Annotated in this window: 14 protein-coding genes and 1 pseudogene; 13 read left to right on the top strand and 2 right to left on the bottom strand. The window is 71.3% G+C overall.

What is annotated here, in order from left to right; all coding sequences use genetic code 11:
• Positions 1 to 4: 4 nt before the first annotated feature.
• Positions 5 to 976 carry an aldo/keto reductase gene (locus ACGFIG_RS15955; protein WP_393003397.1) on the bottom strand — a complete coding sequence of 324 codons (972 nt, stop codon included), beginning with the start codon at positions 974 to 976 and terminating at the stop codon, positions 5 to 7.
• Between the two features lie 176 nt (positions 977 to 1,152).
• Between ACGFIG_RS15955 and ACGFIG_RS15950 the strand changes: the two genes are divergently transcribed.
• The 12 genes and pseudogenes from ACGFIG_RS15950 to amt all read left to right on the top strand — a co-directional run bounded on the left by ACGFIG_RS15950 (position 1,153) and on the right by amt (position 13,129).
• The gene (locus tag ACGFIG_RS15950) at positions 1,153 to 2,205 is read left to right on the top strand and encodes an LLM class F420-dependent oxidoreductase (protein ID WP_393003395.1); all 1,053 of its coding nucleotides are present in this window, start codon (positions 1,153 to 1,155) and stop codon (positions 2,203 to 2,205) included.
• Positions 2,202 to 3,038, top strand: coding sequence for an undecaprenyl-diphosphate phosphatase (locus ACGFIG_RS15945; protein WP_393003393.1), 837 nt, complete (start codon positions 2,202 to 2,204; stop codon positions 3,036 to 3,038). The genes ACGFIG_RS15950 and ACGFIG_RS15945 overlap by 4 nt, the downstream gene beginning before the upstream one ends.
• A 162-nt stretch (positions 3,039 to 3,200) precedes the next feature.
• The gene (locus ACGFIG_RS15940; protein WP_393003391.1) at positions 3,201 to 4,649 is read left to right on the top strand and encodes a sugar porter family MFS transporter; all 1,449 of its coding nucleotides are present in this window, start codon (positions 3,201 to 3,203) and stop codon (positions 4,647 to 4,649) included.
• A gap of 202 nt (positions 4,650 to 4,851) precedes the next feature.
• On the top strand, positions 4,852 to 5,154 hold the full coding sequence (locus ACGFIG_RS15935) for an urease subunit gamma (protein WP_132237885.1): 303 nt from the start codon (positions 4,852 to 4,854) through the stop codon (positions 5,152 to 5,154).
• Positions 5,155 to 5,197: 43 nt separating this feature from the next.
• A pseudogene (locus ACGFIG_RS15930) lies at positions 5,198 to 5,533 on the top strand (urease subunit beta); the annotation flags it as partial.
• Between the two features lie 192 nt (positions 5,534 to 5,725).
• On the top strand, positions 5,726 to 7,444 hold the full coding sequence (locus ACGFIG_RS15925; protein ID WP_393003389.1) for an urease subunit alpha: 1,719 nt from the start codon (positions 5,726 to 5,728) through the stop codon (positions 7,442 to 7,444).
• 62 nt (positions 7,445 to 7,506) lie between these two features.
• Positions 7,507 to 8,070: an urease accessory protein UreE gene (gene ureE, locus ACGFIG_RS15920; RefSeq protein ID WP_393003387.1), complete on the top strand. Its 564-nt coding sequence runs from the start codon at positions 7,507 to 7,509 to the stop codon at positions 8,068 to 8,070.
• Between the two features lie 19 nt (positions 8,071 to 8,089).
• Positions 8,090 to 8,767: an urease accessory protein UreF gene (locus tag ACGFIG_RS15915; protein WP_393003385.1), complete on the top strand. Its 678-nt coding sequence runs from the start codon at positions 8,090 to 8,092 to the stop codon at positions 8,765 to 8,767.
• An 85-nt stretch (positions 8,768 to 8,852) separates the two neighbouring features.
• Complete coding sequence (ureG, locus tag ACGFIG_RS15910) at positions 8,853 to 9,482, top strand: urease accessory protein UreG (RefSeq protein ID WP_393003383.1); 630 nt, start codon at positions 8,853 to 8,855, stop codon at positions 9,480 to 9,482.
• Positions 9,479 to 10,396, top strand: coding sequence for an urease accessory protein UreD (locus ACGFIG_RS15905; protein WP_393003381.1), 918 nt, complete (start codon positions 9,479 to 9,481; stop codon positions 10,394 to 10,396). The genes ureG and ACGFIG_RS15905 overlap by 4 nt, the downstream gene beginning before the upstream one ends.
• A gap of 19 nt (positions 10,397 to 10,415) precedes the next feature.
• The gene (yut, locus tag ACGFIG_RS15900) at positions 10,416 to 11,441 is read left to right on the top strand and encodes an urea transporter (RefSeq protein WP_393003379.1); all 1,026 of its coding nucleotides are present in this window, start codon (positions 10,416 to 10,418) and stop codon (positions 11,439 to 11,441) included.
• 26 nt (positions 11,442 to 11,467) lie between these two features.
• Positions 11,468 to 13,129: an ammonium transporter gene (gene amt, locus ACGFIG_RS15895; protein ID WP_393003377.1), complete on the top strand. Its 1,662-nt coding sequence runs from the start codon at positions 11,468 to 11,470 to the stop codon at positions 13,127 to 13,129.
• Positions 13,130 to 13,221: 92 nt separating this feature from the next.
• On the opposite strand, the gene ACGFIG_RS15890 is transcribed toward amt, so the two are convergent.
• Complete coding sequence (locus ACGFIG_RS15890) at positions 13,222 to 13,959, bottom strand: YoaK family protein (RefSeq protein ID WP_393003375.1); 738 nt, start codon at positions 13,957 to 13,959, stop codon at positions 13,222 to 13,224.
• A 176-nt stretch (positions 13,960 to 14,135) separates the two neighbouring features.
• Between ACGFIG_RS15890 and ACGFIG_RS15885 the strand changes: the two genes are divergently transcribed.
• On the top strand, positions 14,136 to 14,849 hold the full coding sequence (locus ACGFIG_RS15885; RefSeq protein ID WP_393003373.1) for an MSMEG_4193 family putative phosphomutase: 714 nt from the start codon (positions 14,136 to 14,138) through the stop codon (positions 14,847 to 14,849).
• The last annotated feature ends 127 nt before the right edge of the window (positions 14,850 to 14,976 follow it).

Genomic DNA, 14,976 nt, shown 5'->3' with positions numbered 1-14,976 from the left:
GGGGTCAGCCGTCGCGCTCGGGGTAGCCCACGGGTACGGCCGACACGTCGTCCAGCGCGGTGACGATCTCCTCGGGCAGGGTCATCCGCTCGACCTGGAGCGCGCCGAGCAGCTGCCCGACCGTCCGCGCGCCGAGGATCGGGGCCACCACCCCGGGCCGGTCGCGGATCCACGCCAGCGCCACCTCCGTCGGGGAGACGCCCAGCCCGCCCGCGGCGATGGCCACCGCCTCCACGATGCTGGAGCAGCGGGGCTCCAGGTAGGTGGCGACGAACCGCTCGAAGTGCGCCGAGGCCGCCCGCGAGTCGGCGGGCCGGCCGTGCCGGTACTTGCCGGTGAGGACCCCGCGACCCAGCGGCGACCAGGGCAGCACGCCCAGCCCGAGGGCCTCGCAGGCGGGCAGCACCTCCCGCTCCACGCCCCGCTCCAGCAGCGAGTACTCCACCTGTGCCGCCACCACCGGCGCGCGCCCCGGCCAGGCGCTCTGCCAGGCCGCCGCCCGCGCGGTCTGCCAACCGGCGAAGTTCGACACGCCGACGTAGCGGACCCGGCCGCTGGCCACCGCGTGGTCGAGCGCCGCGAGGGTCTCCTCCAGCGGGGTGTCGGCGTCGTAGCCGTGCAGCTGGAACAGGTCGACGTGGTCGGTGCCGAGCCGGCGCAGCGAGGCGTCCAGGGTGCGCAGCAGGTGCCCACGGGAGCCGTCCCGCCGCCGGCCGCTGCCCGGGCGCAGCCCCGCCTTGGTGGCGATCAACAGTTCCTCGCGCGGCACCAGCGTGCCCAGCAGCGACCCGATCACCGACTCGGCGTCGCCGTCGCCGTAGACGTCGGCGGTGTCGATGAGGTTGCCGCCCGCGTCGAGGTAACTCTTCAGCTGGGCGGCCGCATCGTCGGCGTCGGTGTCCCGGCCCCAGGTCATGGTGCCGAGCGCGAGCCGCGAAACCGCCAGCCCGCTTCGGCCGAGCGGTCGCTGTTGCATGGGTGAACCTTATTTCGAACCGCGGTCCGCCGATATCCTCGCCGCCGTCAAGTGTGTCGGGCGCGTCGCTTTTCCGACCGTCCGGACGCCGTTCGGGTGGTGGTGACCGGTGGACGGGCCTCCTTCCGGCATTGCGTAACCTGATGCGACCTGTGGTGCGGATGGGGGAGGACCTAGTGCGACTCGGGCTCAGCCTCGGATACCAGACAGCATGGAGCACACCGGCCGATCACCTGGCCTTCGCCCAGGAGGCGGACCGGCTCGGCTACTCGGTGGTGTGGGCGGCGGAGGCCTACGGCTCCGACTCGCCGAGCATGCTCTCCTGGATGGCCGGGCAGACGGAACGGATCGACCTGGGCAGCGCGGTGATGCAGATCCCCGCCCGTACCCCGGCGATGACCGCGATGACCGCGGCGACCATCGACGCGCTCTCCGGCGGCCGGTTCCGGCTCGGCCTCGGCGTGTCCGGCCCGCAGGTCTCCGAGGGCTGGCACGGCGTGCGGTTCGGCAAGCCGCTCGCGCGGACCCGCGAGTTCGTGGACATCGTCAAGCTGGCCGTCGCCCGCAAGTCCGTCGCGTACGACGGCGAGTTCTACACGCTGCCGCTGCCCGACGGCCCGGGCAAGGCGCTGAAGCTGGGCTTCCACCCGCCGCGCGAGCACATCCCGATCTACCTCGCCGCTGTCGGCCCGAAGAACCTGGAACTGGCCGGCGAGATCGCCGACGGCTGGCTGGCGATCTTCTACAGCCCGGAGTTCGCCGAGGAGCAGCTGGCGTCGGTGCGCGCCGGGCGGGCGAAGGTCGGCAAGGAACTCGCCGGCTTCGACGTGGTCCCGTCGGTGCCCGTGGTGGTCGGCGACGACGTCGCCACCTGCGCCGAGCTGGTGCGCTGGTACGCGGCCCTCTACGTCGGCGGCATGGGCAGCCGTCAGCAGAACTTCTACAACCAGCTCGCCACCCGGATGGGCTACGGCGACGCCGCCCGCGAGGTGCAGGACCTCTACCTGGCCAAGCGGCAGCGCGACGCCGCCGCCGCGGTGCCGCTGGAGTTCATCGACCGCACCTCGCTGCTGGGTCCGAAGGAGCGCATCGCCGAGCGGATGCGGGAGTACGCCGCCTCCGGCGTCACCACCCTCTCCGTGACCCTGTTCGTCGGCGACCGGGACAGCGGTGTGCAGACCCTGCGTACCGTCGCCGAGGCGCTGGACCTCTCGGGAGTCGGCGAGTGACCTGGATCGAGGCCATCGTCCTGGGCATCGTCCAGGGACTGACCGAGTTCCTCCCGGTCAGCTCGTCCGGTCACCTGCGGATCACCTCGGCGATCTTCTTCGACCAGGACGCCGGGGCGTCGTTCACGGCGGTCACCCAGTTGGGCACCGAGGCGGCGGTGCTGATCTACTTCGCGAAGGACATCTGGCGCATCACCCGTACGTGGCTGGTCGGTATCCGGGACAAGTCGGTGCGTTCCAGCCTCGACTACCGGATGGGCTGGTACGTCATCGTCGGCTCGATCCCGATCGGGCTGTTCGGGTTCCTGTTCAAGGACCAGATCCGTACCGCCGGGCGCAACCTGTGGCTGGTGGCGACCACGCTGATCGTGTTCGCGTTCGTGCTGGCCTTCGCGGAGTACTGGGGGCGGCAGACCCGCACCCTGGAGAACTTCAGGATGCGCGACGGCGTGGTGATGGGCTTCGCCCAGGCGATGGCGCTCATCCCGGGAGTGTCCCGCTCCGGCGGCACGCTCACCGCCGGGCTGTTCCTCAACCTCACCCGGGAGGCCGCGGCGCGTTACTCGTTCCTGCTGGCCATCCCGGCGGTGGTGATGTCCGGGATCTTCAGCGTCGGTGACGTCTTCGAACCGGCGGCCCCCGGCACGTCGGTGCCGAGCCTGGCCCAGATGATCATCGCGACCATCATCGCCTTCGGCGTCGGCTACGCGGCCATCGCCTGGCTGCTGCGCTACGTCGCCCACCACACCCTGTACGTCTTCGTGCTGTACCGGGTCGCGGTGGGCACCCTGGTGCTCGCCCTGCTGATGACGGGCACCATCAGCGCCACCTGATCCGCCCGCACAAGCCGGCCCCCGGACCCCGCAGCGGGTGCGGGGGCCGGAGCTTGTCGTTTGGGTCTATCCGGCACAAGTGGGACTTCTCGGCTATAGCCTCGTGGTGTCGCGCCATCTCGGGAGGGGATCGCCTGTAGCTCGCGCGGGAGGGAGGGCGCCGTGTCTGCCAGCGGCGGCCGGCGACGCGGGCGGGGGCGGCCACCGAGGCGGAACCTCGTCGCGGTCCTCTCCGTCGTCGTCCTCTCCGGCGCCTTCTTCGGCTACGACCAGGGCGTCATCAGCGGGGCGCTGCGCGACATCCGCCGGACCTTCCAGGCCGACACCTTCGCCGTCGAGGTGGCGGCGAGCTGGGTGACCCCCGGGGCGCTGGTGGGGGCGTTGCTCGGTGGTCACCTCGCGGATCGGATCGGCCGTCGCGGGGCGCTCCGGGTCGCGGCGACCGCGTTCGTGGCGGGCACGATCCTGCAGGCGGCCGCGCCGGTGCTGGGGGTCCTGTTCGGGGCGCGGCTGATCCTGGGGCTGGGCATCGGGGTGGCGTCGGTCGCCGGGCCGATGTACGCGGCGGAGGCCGCGCCGGAACGCATCCGGGGCAGCCTGCTGGCCGTGTACCAGTTCTCCACCACGTTCGCCATCTTCATCGGCTACCTGGCCGACGAGCTGTTCGAGTCGGGCGGTTCCTGGCGCTATCTGCTGGGCGCGGCGGCGCTGCTGGGCGTCGCCCTGGCACTCGTCACCACCGTGATCCCGGACTCCGCCGTCTGGTACCTCAAGCGGGGAGACAAGCGCCGGGCGGAGGCGTCGCTGAAGGCGACCACGCCGGCGCAGAAGGTGCCGCAGCGACTGCACGCTGTCGAGGAGGGACTCACGGCGGGGCAGGCGGGCTGGCGGGAGGTGCTCTCGCGGCGGTGGCGGCGACCGCTGGCGCTCGGCGTCGGCCTGGCCCTGTTCCAGCAGTTGACCGGCATCAACGGGATCATCTACTACGCGGACCCGATCTTCTCGGCGGCGGGCTTCCACACCCCGCAGGAGCAGCTCACCGCGACCACCTGGGCGATCGGCGGGGTCGATTCGCTCTTCACGCTGGTCGCGGTCGCCTTCCTGGACCGGCTCGGCCGTCGTCCGTTGCTGCTGGTCGGCCTGCTGGGCATGGCGGTCTCGCTCGTGGTGGTCAGTCTCAGCTTCGCGCAGCTGGGGCCGGGCGCGGAGCGGGCCGCGGCGGCCGGGCACCAGCCCACCGACGCGGGCGTCTTCCTGCTGGTCGGCGTGGTCATGTTCGTCGCGTTCTACGCCATGTCGATCGGGCCGGCTGCGTGGACCGTGATCAACGAGATCTTCCCGGGACACATCCGGGGCCGGTGCGTGGCGATCGCCTCCGCCACGCACTGGGGTACGGAGTACCTCGTCACGCAGTTCTTCCTGAACATGCTCAGCGCCCTGGGGCGATCCGGGGTGTTCGCGCTCTTCGCCGGCACCTGTGTGATCGGCTTCCTGTTCCTCTGGCGGTACCTGCCGGAGACGAAGGGCAGGACCCTCGAGGAGATCCAGCAGATGTGGGCCGCCGGTGGGCGCGCCCGGCGCTCCCGCGGCGGCGCCGACCGCTCCGGCTGATCGGCGGACGCGTCGATACGGGACGCGGAGTTGCGTGATTCCGGTCCGCACCGGCAGCGCAAAGCGTACGGTCCTACTCGAAGCGACACTTAACCGGCGTAGCGGACATACTGGTCAAGCTGAGCTGCCGGTGCCAAGGCCGAGCCGAGTCCGTCCGGCCCGGCCGGTCGCCCCCGATCGACAGTCGCGAAGGACCCGAACAGTGCATCTGACACCGAAGGAATTCGACAAGCTCACGATCCTCTCGATGGCCGTCGTCGCCAACGCCCGCAAGGCCAGAGGGATCAAGCTCAACCACCCCGAGGCCGTCGCGGTGATCTGCGCCGCCGCGCTCGAGGGGGCCCGGGAGGGCAAGACCGTCGAAGAGGTCATGAACGAGGCCCGCAGCACACTGAGCGCCGACGACGTGATGCCGGGCGTGCCGGACATGTTGCCCATGGTGCAGGTCGAGGCGGTCTTCACCGACGGTTCCCGACTGGTCACCGTGCACTCGCCGATCCGGTAGGCGCAGGAGTCCGGACGCGATCTTCGAGAAAGGCGGAGCAGAGATGGCCAAGCAGCATCCCGGCCCCAACTCCAAGCACGTGCGGCCCATCGGCGGGTACGTGCTCAGCGACCAGCCGCTGGAGTTGAACGCGGGCCGGCCGGTCACGGAAGTCGTCGTGCAGAACACCGGCGACCGGCCGATCCAGGTCGGCTCGCACTTCCACTTCTTCGAGGCCAACCGGATGCTCGCCTTCGACCGCGAGGCGGCGTTCGGCAGGCGGCTCAACATCCCGGCGACGACGTCCATCCGCTTCGAGCCGGGCGACAAGAAGACCGTGCAGCTCATTCCCTTCGGCGGGCAGCAGCGCGTCTACGGGTTCAACGGGCTGGTGCAGGGCTGGAGCGGAAGCGAGTCGATGCCCAGCTACCGGCCGGACCGGACGGCGGCGATCCACAACGCCAAGACCCGGGGCTTCAAGTTCGGCCCGGAACAGCAGGAGAAGCCCGAGCAACAGGACAAGCCCGAGGGCAAGAAGAAGTAGGTCCACTATCCCGCAGGGCTGCCAGCCTCGGGCAGGAGAGAAGAACAGATGAGCCAGATCTCCCGGCAAGAGTATTCCGGAATGTACGGCCCCACGACGGGCGACCAGATCCGCCTCGGCGACACGGATCTCTACATCGAGATCGAGAAGGACCTGCGGGTCCTGGGCGACGAGGTGATGTACGGCGGCGGCAAGACCCTGCGCGACGGCATGGGGGTGCACAACCAGTACACCAACGCCGAGGGGGGCCTGGACCTGGTCATCACCAACGTGACCATCCTCGACGCGACCCTCGGCGTGGTCAAGGCCGACGTCGGGGTCAAGGACGGCAAGATCGCCGGCATCGGCAAGGCCGGCAACCCGAACATCATGGACGGGGTCACCCCCGAGCTGATCACCGGACCGGGCACCGAGGCGATCTCCGGCGAGCACCTCATCCTGACCGCCGGGGGCATCGACACGCACGTGCACCTGGTGACGCCGTTGCAGGCGCAGGCCGCCCTGAGCAACGGTGTGACCACCCTGTGGGGCGGCGGCACCGGCCCGACCGACAGCACGAACGGCGTCACCATCACTCCCGGGCCGTGGAACATCCAGGCGATGATGCGGGCCTTCGAGAGCATCCCCATCAACATCGGCCTGATGGCCAAGGGCAACAGCACCGGCCGCGCGCCCCTGGTGGAGCAGATCATGGCCGGCGCGCCGAGCTTCAAGATCCACGAGGACTGGGGCGCCCCGCCCGCGGTGATCCGGGCCTGCCTGGACGTCGCCGACGAGTTCGACGTGCAGGTCAGCATCCACACCGACACCCTCAACGAGAGCGGCTACCTGGAGGACAGCATCGCCGCGTTCGAGGGCCGGACGATCCACACCTTCCACACCGAGGGCGCCGGCGGCGGCCACGCGCCCGACGTCATCAAGATCGCCGGCCAGATGAACGTGCTGCCCAGCTCGACCACGCCCACGGTGCCCTACGGCATCAACAGCCAGTCCGAGCTGTACGACATGATCATGGTCTGCCACAACTTCAACCCGCAGGTCCCCTCGGACGTGGCCTTCGTCGAGAGCCGGATCCGCACGGAGACGATCGCAGCCGAGGACGTGCTGCTCGACGAGGGCGTCATCTCGATGATGCAGAGCGACTCGCAGGCCATGGGGCGCGTCGGCGAGACCTGGTTGCGGACCATCCAGCTCGCCGGGCAGATGAAGGCCACCCGCGGCAAGCTCGCCGAGGACTCCGACGCCAACGACAACTTCCGGGTGCTGCGGTACGTGGCCAAGATGACCATCAACCCGGCCATCACCCAGGGGATCTCGCACGTGCTGGGCTCGGTTACGCCGGGCAAGATGGCCGACCTCGTGCTCTGGGAGCCGGCCTTCTTCGGCACCAAGCCGAAGCTGGTCCTCAAGGGCGGCATGATCGCCTGGTCGATCATGGGCGACCCGAACGCCTCGCTGCCGACGCCGCAGCCGGTCTACTACCGGCCCTCGTTCGCCGCGTACGGCAGCCAGCTCGCCAAGACCTGCGTGACCTTCGTGTCCCGCGCCGCGTACGAGGCCGGCATCGCCGAGCGGCTCGGCCTGCAACGGCAGGTCATGCCGGTGTACCGGACCCGGGGACTGACCAAGCGCGACATGGTGCGCAACGACCGGACGCCGAAGCTCGAGGTTGATCCGGAGACCTTCGCCGTGAAGATGGACGGCGTCCACGCGACGGTGCCGCCGGCCCGCAACCTTCCCCTGAGCCAGCTCTACTTCTTCAGCTGACGCCGCCGGGACCGTCCGTCGAACGCGTGCGGTCCCGGCACACCGACCGAGAGGAGAGGCCCGTGCTCGTCGAGACGGTGCTGGGCAACATGAACGAGCCGGACTGGACGGCCCGGCTGAAGGAAGCGCGCGTCGACGACCTGGTGCTCGACCAGTGGGACGCCCAGAAGAGCCGCATCCGCAAGACGACGACTTCCGGCGCGGAACTGGCGGTCTCGCTGGCGCGGGGCGTGCGGCTGCGTGACGGCGACGTCCTGGCCTGGGACGACCTGACCGCCACGGCGGTGGTGGCCCGGGTGCGGTTGGGCGACGTCATGGTGGTCGACCTCGAGAAGCTGCGCGGGGAGTCGGCCGAACTGCTGATCCGCTCGGCCGTCGAACTCGGGCACGCCATCGGCAACCAGCACTGGCCGGCCGTGGTCAAGGGCTCGAAGATGTACGTCCCGCTGACCGTCGACCGCAAGGTCATGGACTCGGTGATGCGTACCCACGCCTTCACGGGCATCACCCACGAGTTCGTCCCCGGCACGGAGGTCATCGCGTACCTCGCGCCGCACGAGTCGCGGCGGTTGTTCGGCGGGGCCGACTCGACGCCGCACTCGCACCTGCCCGCCGACCTGAACTGAGGGGCCGGCGGTGCGCACGATGGTCGAGACCCTGAAGCTGTTGCAGTTCGGCGACTCGGTCTTCCCGGTGGGCGCCTTCTCCTTCTCCAACGGGCTGGAGATGGCCGTGGAGCACGGGGTCGTCCACGACCGCAGGACCCTCCAGGACTTCGTCCGGACGGTCACCCGGCTCGCCGCCACGGGAGACGGCGTCGCCCTGCTCGCAGGCCACCGGGGCGCCGCCGCCGGGGACCTCGACCGGATCCGGCTCGCGGACGAGGCCGTCCACCTGCGCAAGATCAACGAAGAGATGCGCGTCATGTCCGTACGCATGGGACGCAAGCTGGCCGAGGCCGCGACCCGGATCGTCGGGGAGACCCTGCTGAAGAAGCGGATCGGCGAGTCGGCGAACGGCGTGCCGGTCACCTACCCGGTCGCCCTCGGGGTGGTCTTCGCCGAACTCGGGGTCGGCGAGGAGGACGCCTTCGCGGCCCACCAGTACGGCACGGCCTCCACGGTGCTCGGCGCGGCCGTCCGGCTGATGCGGGTGGACCACCTCGACGCACAGTCGATCCTCTTCGCGGTCAACGAGAAGGTCGCCGACGACTACCGCGAGGTGCGCACCGCGGACCTCGACGACATGCAGACCTTCGGCCCCCACCTCGACGTCCTGGCCGCCGCGCACCAGCACACGCACGTGCGGATGTTCATGAGCTGAGTGCCCGGCGGAGAGCCGACGGGCGACCGCGCGAACCATCCCCTCCCGAATCTGAACCGAACTCCCCAGAAGGACAGGTCACGAGATGAAGTCGGCAAGTCGTATCGGAGTGGGCGGCCCGGTGGGCAGCGGCAAGACCGCGATCATCGAGGCGGTGGTGCCCCGGTTCGTGGAGAACGGACTGCGGGTGCTGGTGATCACCAACGACGTCGTCACCACGGAGGACGCCAAGCACGTGCGGCGCGCGCTGACCGGGGTGCTGGTCGAGGAGCGGATCCTGGGCGTGGAGACCGGCGCGTGCCCGCACACGGCGGTACGCGAGGACCCGAGCATGAACCTGGCGGCCGTGGAGGACATGGAGGCCCGCTTCCCGGACAGCGACGTGGTGCTGATCGAGAGCGGCGGGGACAACCTCACCCTGACCTTCAGCCCCGCGCTGGTCGACTACTTCATCTACGTCATCGACGTCGCGGCCGGCGACAAGATCCCACGCAAGAACGGTCCGGGCATCTCCAAGTCCGACATCCTCGTCATCAACAAGACGGACCTGGCGCCCTACGTGGACGCCGACCTCGCCGTCATGGCGCGCGACGCGGACGCGATGCGCGACGGCAAGCCGGTCGTGTTCACCAACTGCAAGACGGGCGAGGGCGTCGACGAGCTGGTCTCGCTGATCCGCCGCAACGCGCTCTTCGACGCCGAAGTGGTCGCATGATCACACTGGACAGTGCGCGGGAGCTGGAGCCGTACCAGGACCAACCGGCCCAGCTGCCCGCCGCGTCCAACGGCAAGGTCGGGGTGCTGCGCCTCGGGTTCGAGCGGCGCGGGGAGCGCACCATCCTGCACGACCTCTACCGGCAGTCGCCGCTGCTGGTGCAGCGGGCGCTCTACTGGGACGAGGAGATGCCGCAGTTGCCCTGCGTCATGATCCTCACCACCTCCGGCGGGGTGCTGCAGGGCGACCGGCTGCACGTGGACGTGGACCTGGCGCCCGGCAGCCAGGCGCACCTGGTGACCCAGTCCGCCACCAAGATCCAGGAGATGGACGCGAACTACGGCACGCAGATCCAGCGGTTCACCCTCGCCGAGGACGCCTACCTGGAGTACCTGCCGGAGCCCACCATCCCGTACCGGGGCAGCCGGTTCGTCACCGACACCCGGGTGCGGTTGCCGGCCAGCGCCACGCTGCTCTACGGCGAGATCCTGCAACCCGGCCGCAAGCACTACCGCGACGGCGAACTCTTCGCGTACGACCTGTTCTCCTGTTCCGTGCGGGCCGAGCGGCCCGACGGCCGGCAGCTGTTCGTGGAGAAGTTCGTGGCGGCCCCCGCCACGTTCGAGGCGGCCCGGGTCGGGGTCATGGACCGCTTCCACATCTTCGGCAACGTCGTGCTGCTCACCGGTCCCGAGCGGGCCGCCCGGGTCTACGAGCGGACCTCGGCGCCGGTCTGGGACGAGCGGACCCCGCTGGCCAGCGCCGTCAGCCGGCTGCCGAACGACGCGGGTCTCGTCTTCAAGGTCCTCGGCCAGGAGACGGAGCCGGTCCGCGCCGCGGTACGCGCCTTCTGCGTGGCCGCCCGCGAAGAGGTGACCGGCCACACCTTCCCGCCCGCGTTCAGCTGGCGTTGAGCCGACCAAGGAGGTTGCCGTGAGCGCTGTGACGCACGGCTGGCACAGGCTGAGCAGCCGCAACCCGTTGGTCGGCTTCGTCGACGCCTGCCTGCGCGGACCCGCTCAGGTCGTCTTCCAGAACAACGCGCTGACCGGCCTGCTCATCCTCGTGGCGCTCGCCTGGGGGGCGGTCGAGAACGGCCAGCCACGGGTCTTCGGCGGCGGCGTCCTCGGCCTCGTCGTCGGCACCGCCACGGCCCTCGTCCTCCAGGTGGACCGGACCTCGCTGCGGCAGGGGATGTTCGGCTTCAGCCCGCTGCTGACCGGGCTCGCCGTCCCGACCTTCCTCGACGACCGGCCGCTGATGTGGCTCTACCTGGTGCTGGGCGCCGCCGCCACGACCGTGGTCACGCTGGCCCTGAACGCGATCTTCAAGAAGTGGGGCCTGACCGCGTTCACGTTCCCGTTCGTGCTGACCACCTGGGTGCTGCTGCTGGCCGCGTACCAGTTCGACCGGTTCACCGTGCTGACCGACATGACACCGAAGTTCCCCGGGCAGGGACCGCTGGCCGGCGGCAGCTTCGACTGGGCCCTCGTGCCGACCTTCCTGCGCGGCGTGTCCCAGGTGTTTCTGATCAACAGCTGGGTCACCGGGCTGATCATCGTGGTCGCGCTGCTGGTCAACTCCCGCTGGTCGGCGCTCTTCGCGCTGGTCGGCGCCGTCGGCGCGACCCTGCTGGCGCTCTGGTTCGGCGCCGACGGGGCCTCGCTCGACAAGGGCCTGTACGGCTTCAACGCGGTGCTGACGGCCATCGCGGTGGGCGCGGTGATGCACCGCCCCGGCACGCTGGCGACGCTCTACACCCTGTTCGGCATCGCGCTGACGCTCTTCGTCCAGCTGGCCCTGGCCACCGTGCTCACCCCGCTGGCCATCCCCGCGCTGACCGGGCCGTTCAACGTCGCCACCTGGTTGCTGCTGCTGCCCAAGCGGCACTTCGCGCCGTTGCCCAACCACGAACGCGTCGAGGAGACCGTCGTCTCCGCGGTGAAGCGCACCGTCTGACCGTACCGAGAGAAGAGGTGAGCGCCGTGCTCGCTCAGCAAGCGGTGAACTCGGGCGACACCGCCTGGGTGCTGGTCTGCACCGGCCTCGTGCTGTTCATGACGCCCGGCCTGGCCGCCTTCTACGGCGGGATGGTCCGCACCCGCAACGTGCTCGCGATGCTGCAACAGAACATCATCGCGCTGGGCGTCGTCAGCCTCACCTGGGTGCTGGTCGGCTACACCATCGCCTTCGGCGACGACGCCGGCACCGGCCTCTTCGGCAACCTCGAACTGTTCGGGCTGACCGGCCTCGGCGTCCCGCCCGCGCCCAACCTGCACGTCGTCGCCGGCCAGGTGACCGTACCCACCCTGGCGTTCGTCGCCTACCAGATGATGTTCGCGGTGATCACCCCCGCGCTCGTCACCGGGGCCACCGCCGGCCGGCTGAAGTTCCTCGGCTGGGCGCTGTTCCTGGCCGTCTGGTCCATCGTGGTCTACGCCCCGATCGCGCACTGGCTCTGGCACCCCGACGGCTGGCTGGCGAAGTTCGGCACCCAGGACTGGGCCGGGGGACTGGTGGTCCACGCCTCGGCGGGGGCCGCGGTCCTGGGCACCCTGCTGGTGGTGAAACGCCGCCGGGGCTGGCCGCGCACCGCCGCCCCACCCAACTCCATCCCGTTGACCATCCTCGGTGCGGGCATCCTCTGGTTCGGCTGGTTCGGCTTCAACGGCGGCGACGGACTCCAGGCCAACGGGGTGGCCGCCCAGGCGCTGATCAACACCCACCTCGCCGCCGCGGCCGGCATGCTGCTCTGGCTGGTGGCGGAACGGTTCAAGGACGGCCACAGCACCGTGGTCGGCAGCGTCTCCGGTGCCGTCGCGGGGCTCGCGACCATCACCCCGGCCGCCGGGTACGTCAACACCATCTCCGCCATCGTCATCGGCGCGATCGCCGGCATCGTCTGCCACACGGCGCTGCGGCTGAAGTACCTGCTCCGGCTCGACGACGCGCTGGACGTCCTCGCGGTGCACTTCGTCGGCGGCATGCTCGGCACGCTGCTGCTCGGCCTCTTCGGCGACAGCGGCGTCAACCCGCTCGGCAAGGACGGGCTCTTCCTCGGTGGCGGCGGATCCCTGCTCTGGCACCAGCTCGTCGGCGTCCTCAGCGTGGTGGCCTTCGCCTTCGTGCTCAGCTGGGCGATTGCCGCCGCCGTGCAGGCGCTCGTCGGGCTCCGCGCCCCGGCTGACGAGCAGGACGACCTCGACCATGCCCAGCAGGGCGCCGCCGCGTACCACCTCGGCGGCGTCGCGGGGCTCAGCGGCACGGGCGCGCCGCAGCGCCGGCAGCACCGGGCCGGACGGGAAACGGCTGTGGCGCCCGCCCAGCCGGCCGGGCACGCCCGGCTGGTGACAGCGACGGTGGACCCGACCCTGCTGCCGACGACGCGGGAGCTGCGCGACGCCCTGCGTGCGGCGGGCGCCACCGCCATCGTGGTCTCCGACGCCACCGTTTCCACCGCCGAGCCGGCCTCCCGCGCGCTGCCCCGGGGCTACTGGCAGGACCAGGACCTCCTGGATCGGGCCCGGGTCGAGGTGGTGGTGCGGCAGGAGGCGGTGCCCTCGGTGCTGGACGTGCTGGGCCGCTACGGCGCGGACCGGTCGGAGAGCTTCGTGCAGGACGTCCAGCCCGCGACGGACGTACGCTGAGTTCCGGCCGGCCCGCCGGATCCGGCTCGCGGCACGGACGGGGGACCGGCGTACCCCGGTGGACCTCCGGCGGCGGGCTACGCCGGAGCGGGTCACCGCGCGGAGCGGACCTGCCGGAGCAGCAGCGCGACGGTCGACAGGGCGAGCGCCGCCCAGGCCGGCACCCAGAGCGGGCGTTCCTGCGCCACGGTTCCGACGCCGCCACCGGCGGCGTAGCAGGTCAGCCCCAGTAGCCCGAGGAGCGCGCCCTGCCTGGCCCGGCTGCGGCCCCGGCCCGGCCCCACGAGCCAACGGCCGACGCGCTCCCCGGTCTTCGCCACCGTGCCCGACTGGTAGGTGATGGCGGTGGTGATGCCGGCGGTGCGGGCGAACAGCGTCGCCAGGGCGCCCAGGGCGAGGCCGCCGGCGGCGGCCAGCGTGACGCGCGGCAGCCCGCCCTGGTGGCCGTAGCGGAGCAGGACGTTGAGCACCGCCCACAGCGACATCGCGAGCACGGCGGCGGCGAGCCCTCGCGCGGACGGCGAGCAGCGGCTGCGGGCCGCGCGTATCTGCGAGACCACGCCCGTGCCGACGGCGAATGCGACCAGCGAGGCCGCCGACTCGGGCCAGGTGGGATGCCGCCCGGCCATGCTCAGGCCCAGGAAGATGGCGTTGCCCGACTGGTTGGCGACGAACGCGCCGTAGCGCAGGAAGGCGAAGGCGTCCACGAAGCCGGCGATCGCCGTGGTGAGGGCCAGGACCAGCAGCGGTCGTCGGAACTCGCGGTACGAGTCGTCGGGGTCCGGGGCGTCGCGGCCCGTCGAGGACTGCGGGGAAGCCGAGTCGCCCATCGCGTCGCACGCACCCTCCGAGCCAGGACCTGGACCACCCGTCCGTTCCGTCGGCGCGGACCGATCAATTCTCATGTTATTGGACTTTCACGGGGGAACCGGGTTGATGCCGCATACCTGTCATCCCGACATGCCGGCGGAGGGCCGCTGTCGGGCGCAGGCCATAGGGTGGTCCCGTGGCGACCCTTCTGCTTCTGCGACACGGCCGGACGACCGCGAACGCGGACGGTGGGCTGGCCGGGCGCCAGCCCGTCGAGCTGGACGACACGGGCCGGGCCCAGGCGGGCGCGGTCGGCGAACGGCTGCGGGCCCTGCCGTTCGCGGCGGTGGTGACCAGCCCGCTGATCCGCTGCCGGCAGACCCTGGAGCTGGCGCTGCCCGGGGTCGCCCCGGTGGTGGAGGAGGGGCTGATCGAGTGCGGCTACGGAGCCTGGGAGGGCCAGCCGCTGAAGAAGCTGGCCAAGGACCCGCTCTGGCCGGTCGTCCAGCAGCACCCGAGCGCCGCGGTCTTCCCCCAGGGCGAGGCGATGGCGGCGATGGCGGCGCGGGCGGTCGCCGCGGTCCGCAGCTGGGACGCGCGGATCACCGCCGAGCACGGTCCGGAGGCGGTCTGGTTGGCGTGCAGCCACGGCGACGTGATCAAGGCGATCGTGGCCGACGCGCTCGGCGTACACCTGGATCTGTTCCAGCGGATCGTGGCCGACCCGGCGTCGGTGACGGCGATCCGCTACACCCCGCTGCGGCCCTTCCTGATGCGGCTCAACGACACCGGCGGCGACCTGGCCGGGCTGGTGCCGCCGCCGCGCAAGCGGCGCCGGGGGGCGGCGAAGTCCGCCGGCGCCGGCGACTCCGACGCGCCCGTCGGTGGCGGGGCGGGAGCGGGCCGGTGACCAGCCGGGAACGCCCCGGGCCGTGGCCTCGGGGCGCGGGGGACCCGGACCGGTTGGGCGGGTCGGCGGCGGGTCGGCTCCGGCCGCCCGCCACGCCCGGCTACGGCGGCCGGTGCGCCGGGCGCGG

Source organism: Micromonospora sp. NPDC049048 (genome assembly GCF_043197615.1).
GTDB lineage: Bacteria > Actinomycetota > Actinomycetes > Mycobacteriales > Micromonosporaceae > Micromonospora.
This window is presented reverse-complemented; position numbering and strand designations above follow the sequence as displayed.

Excerpts from the sequence above, each read along its gene's own strand:
- ACGFIG_RS15955 (WP_393003397.1), bottom strand. The coding sequence starts at position 976 with ATGCAACAGCGACCGCTCGGCCGAAGCGGGCTGGCGGTTTCGCGGCTC.
- ACGFIG_RS15925 (WP_393003389.1), top strand. The coding sequence starts at position 5,726 with ATGAGCCAGATCTCCCGGCAAGAGTATTCCGGAATGTACGGCCCCACG.
- ACGFIG_RS15915 (WP_393003385.1), top strand. The coding sequence starts at position 8,090 with ATGGTCGAGACCCTGAAGCTGTTGCAGTTCGGCGACTCGGTCTTCCCG.
- ureG (WP_393003383.1), top strand. The coding sequence starts at position 8,853 with ATGAAGTCGGCAAGTCGTATCGGAGTGGGCGGCCCGGTGGGCAGCGGC.
- ACGFIG_RS15905 (WP_393003381.1), top strand. The coding sequence starts at position 9,479 with ATGATCACACTGGACAGTGCGCGGGAGCTGGAGCCGTACCAGGACCAA.
- ACGFIG_RS15890 (WP_393003375.1), bottom strand. The coding sequence starts at position 13,959 with ATGGGCGACTCGGCTTCCCCGCAGTCCTCGACGGGCCGCGACGCCCCG.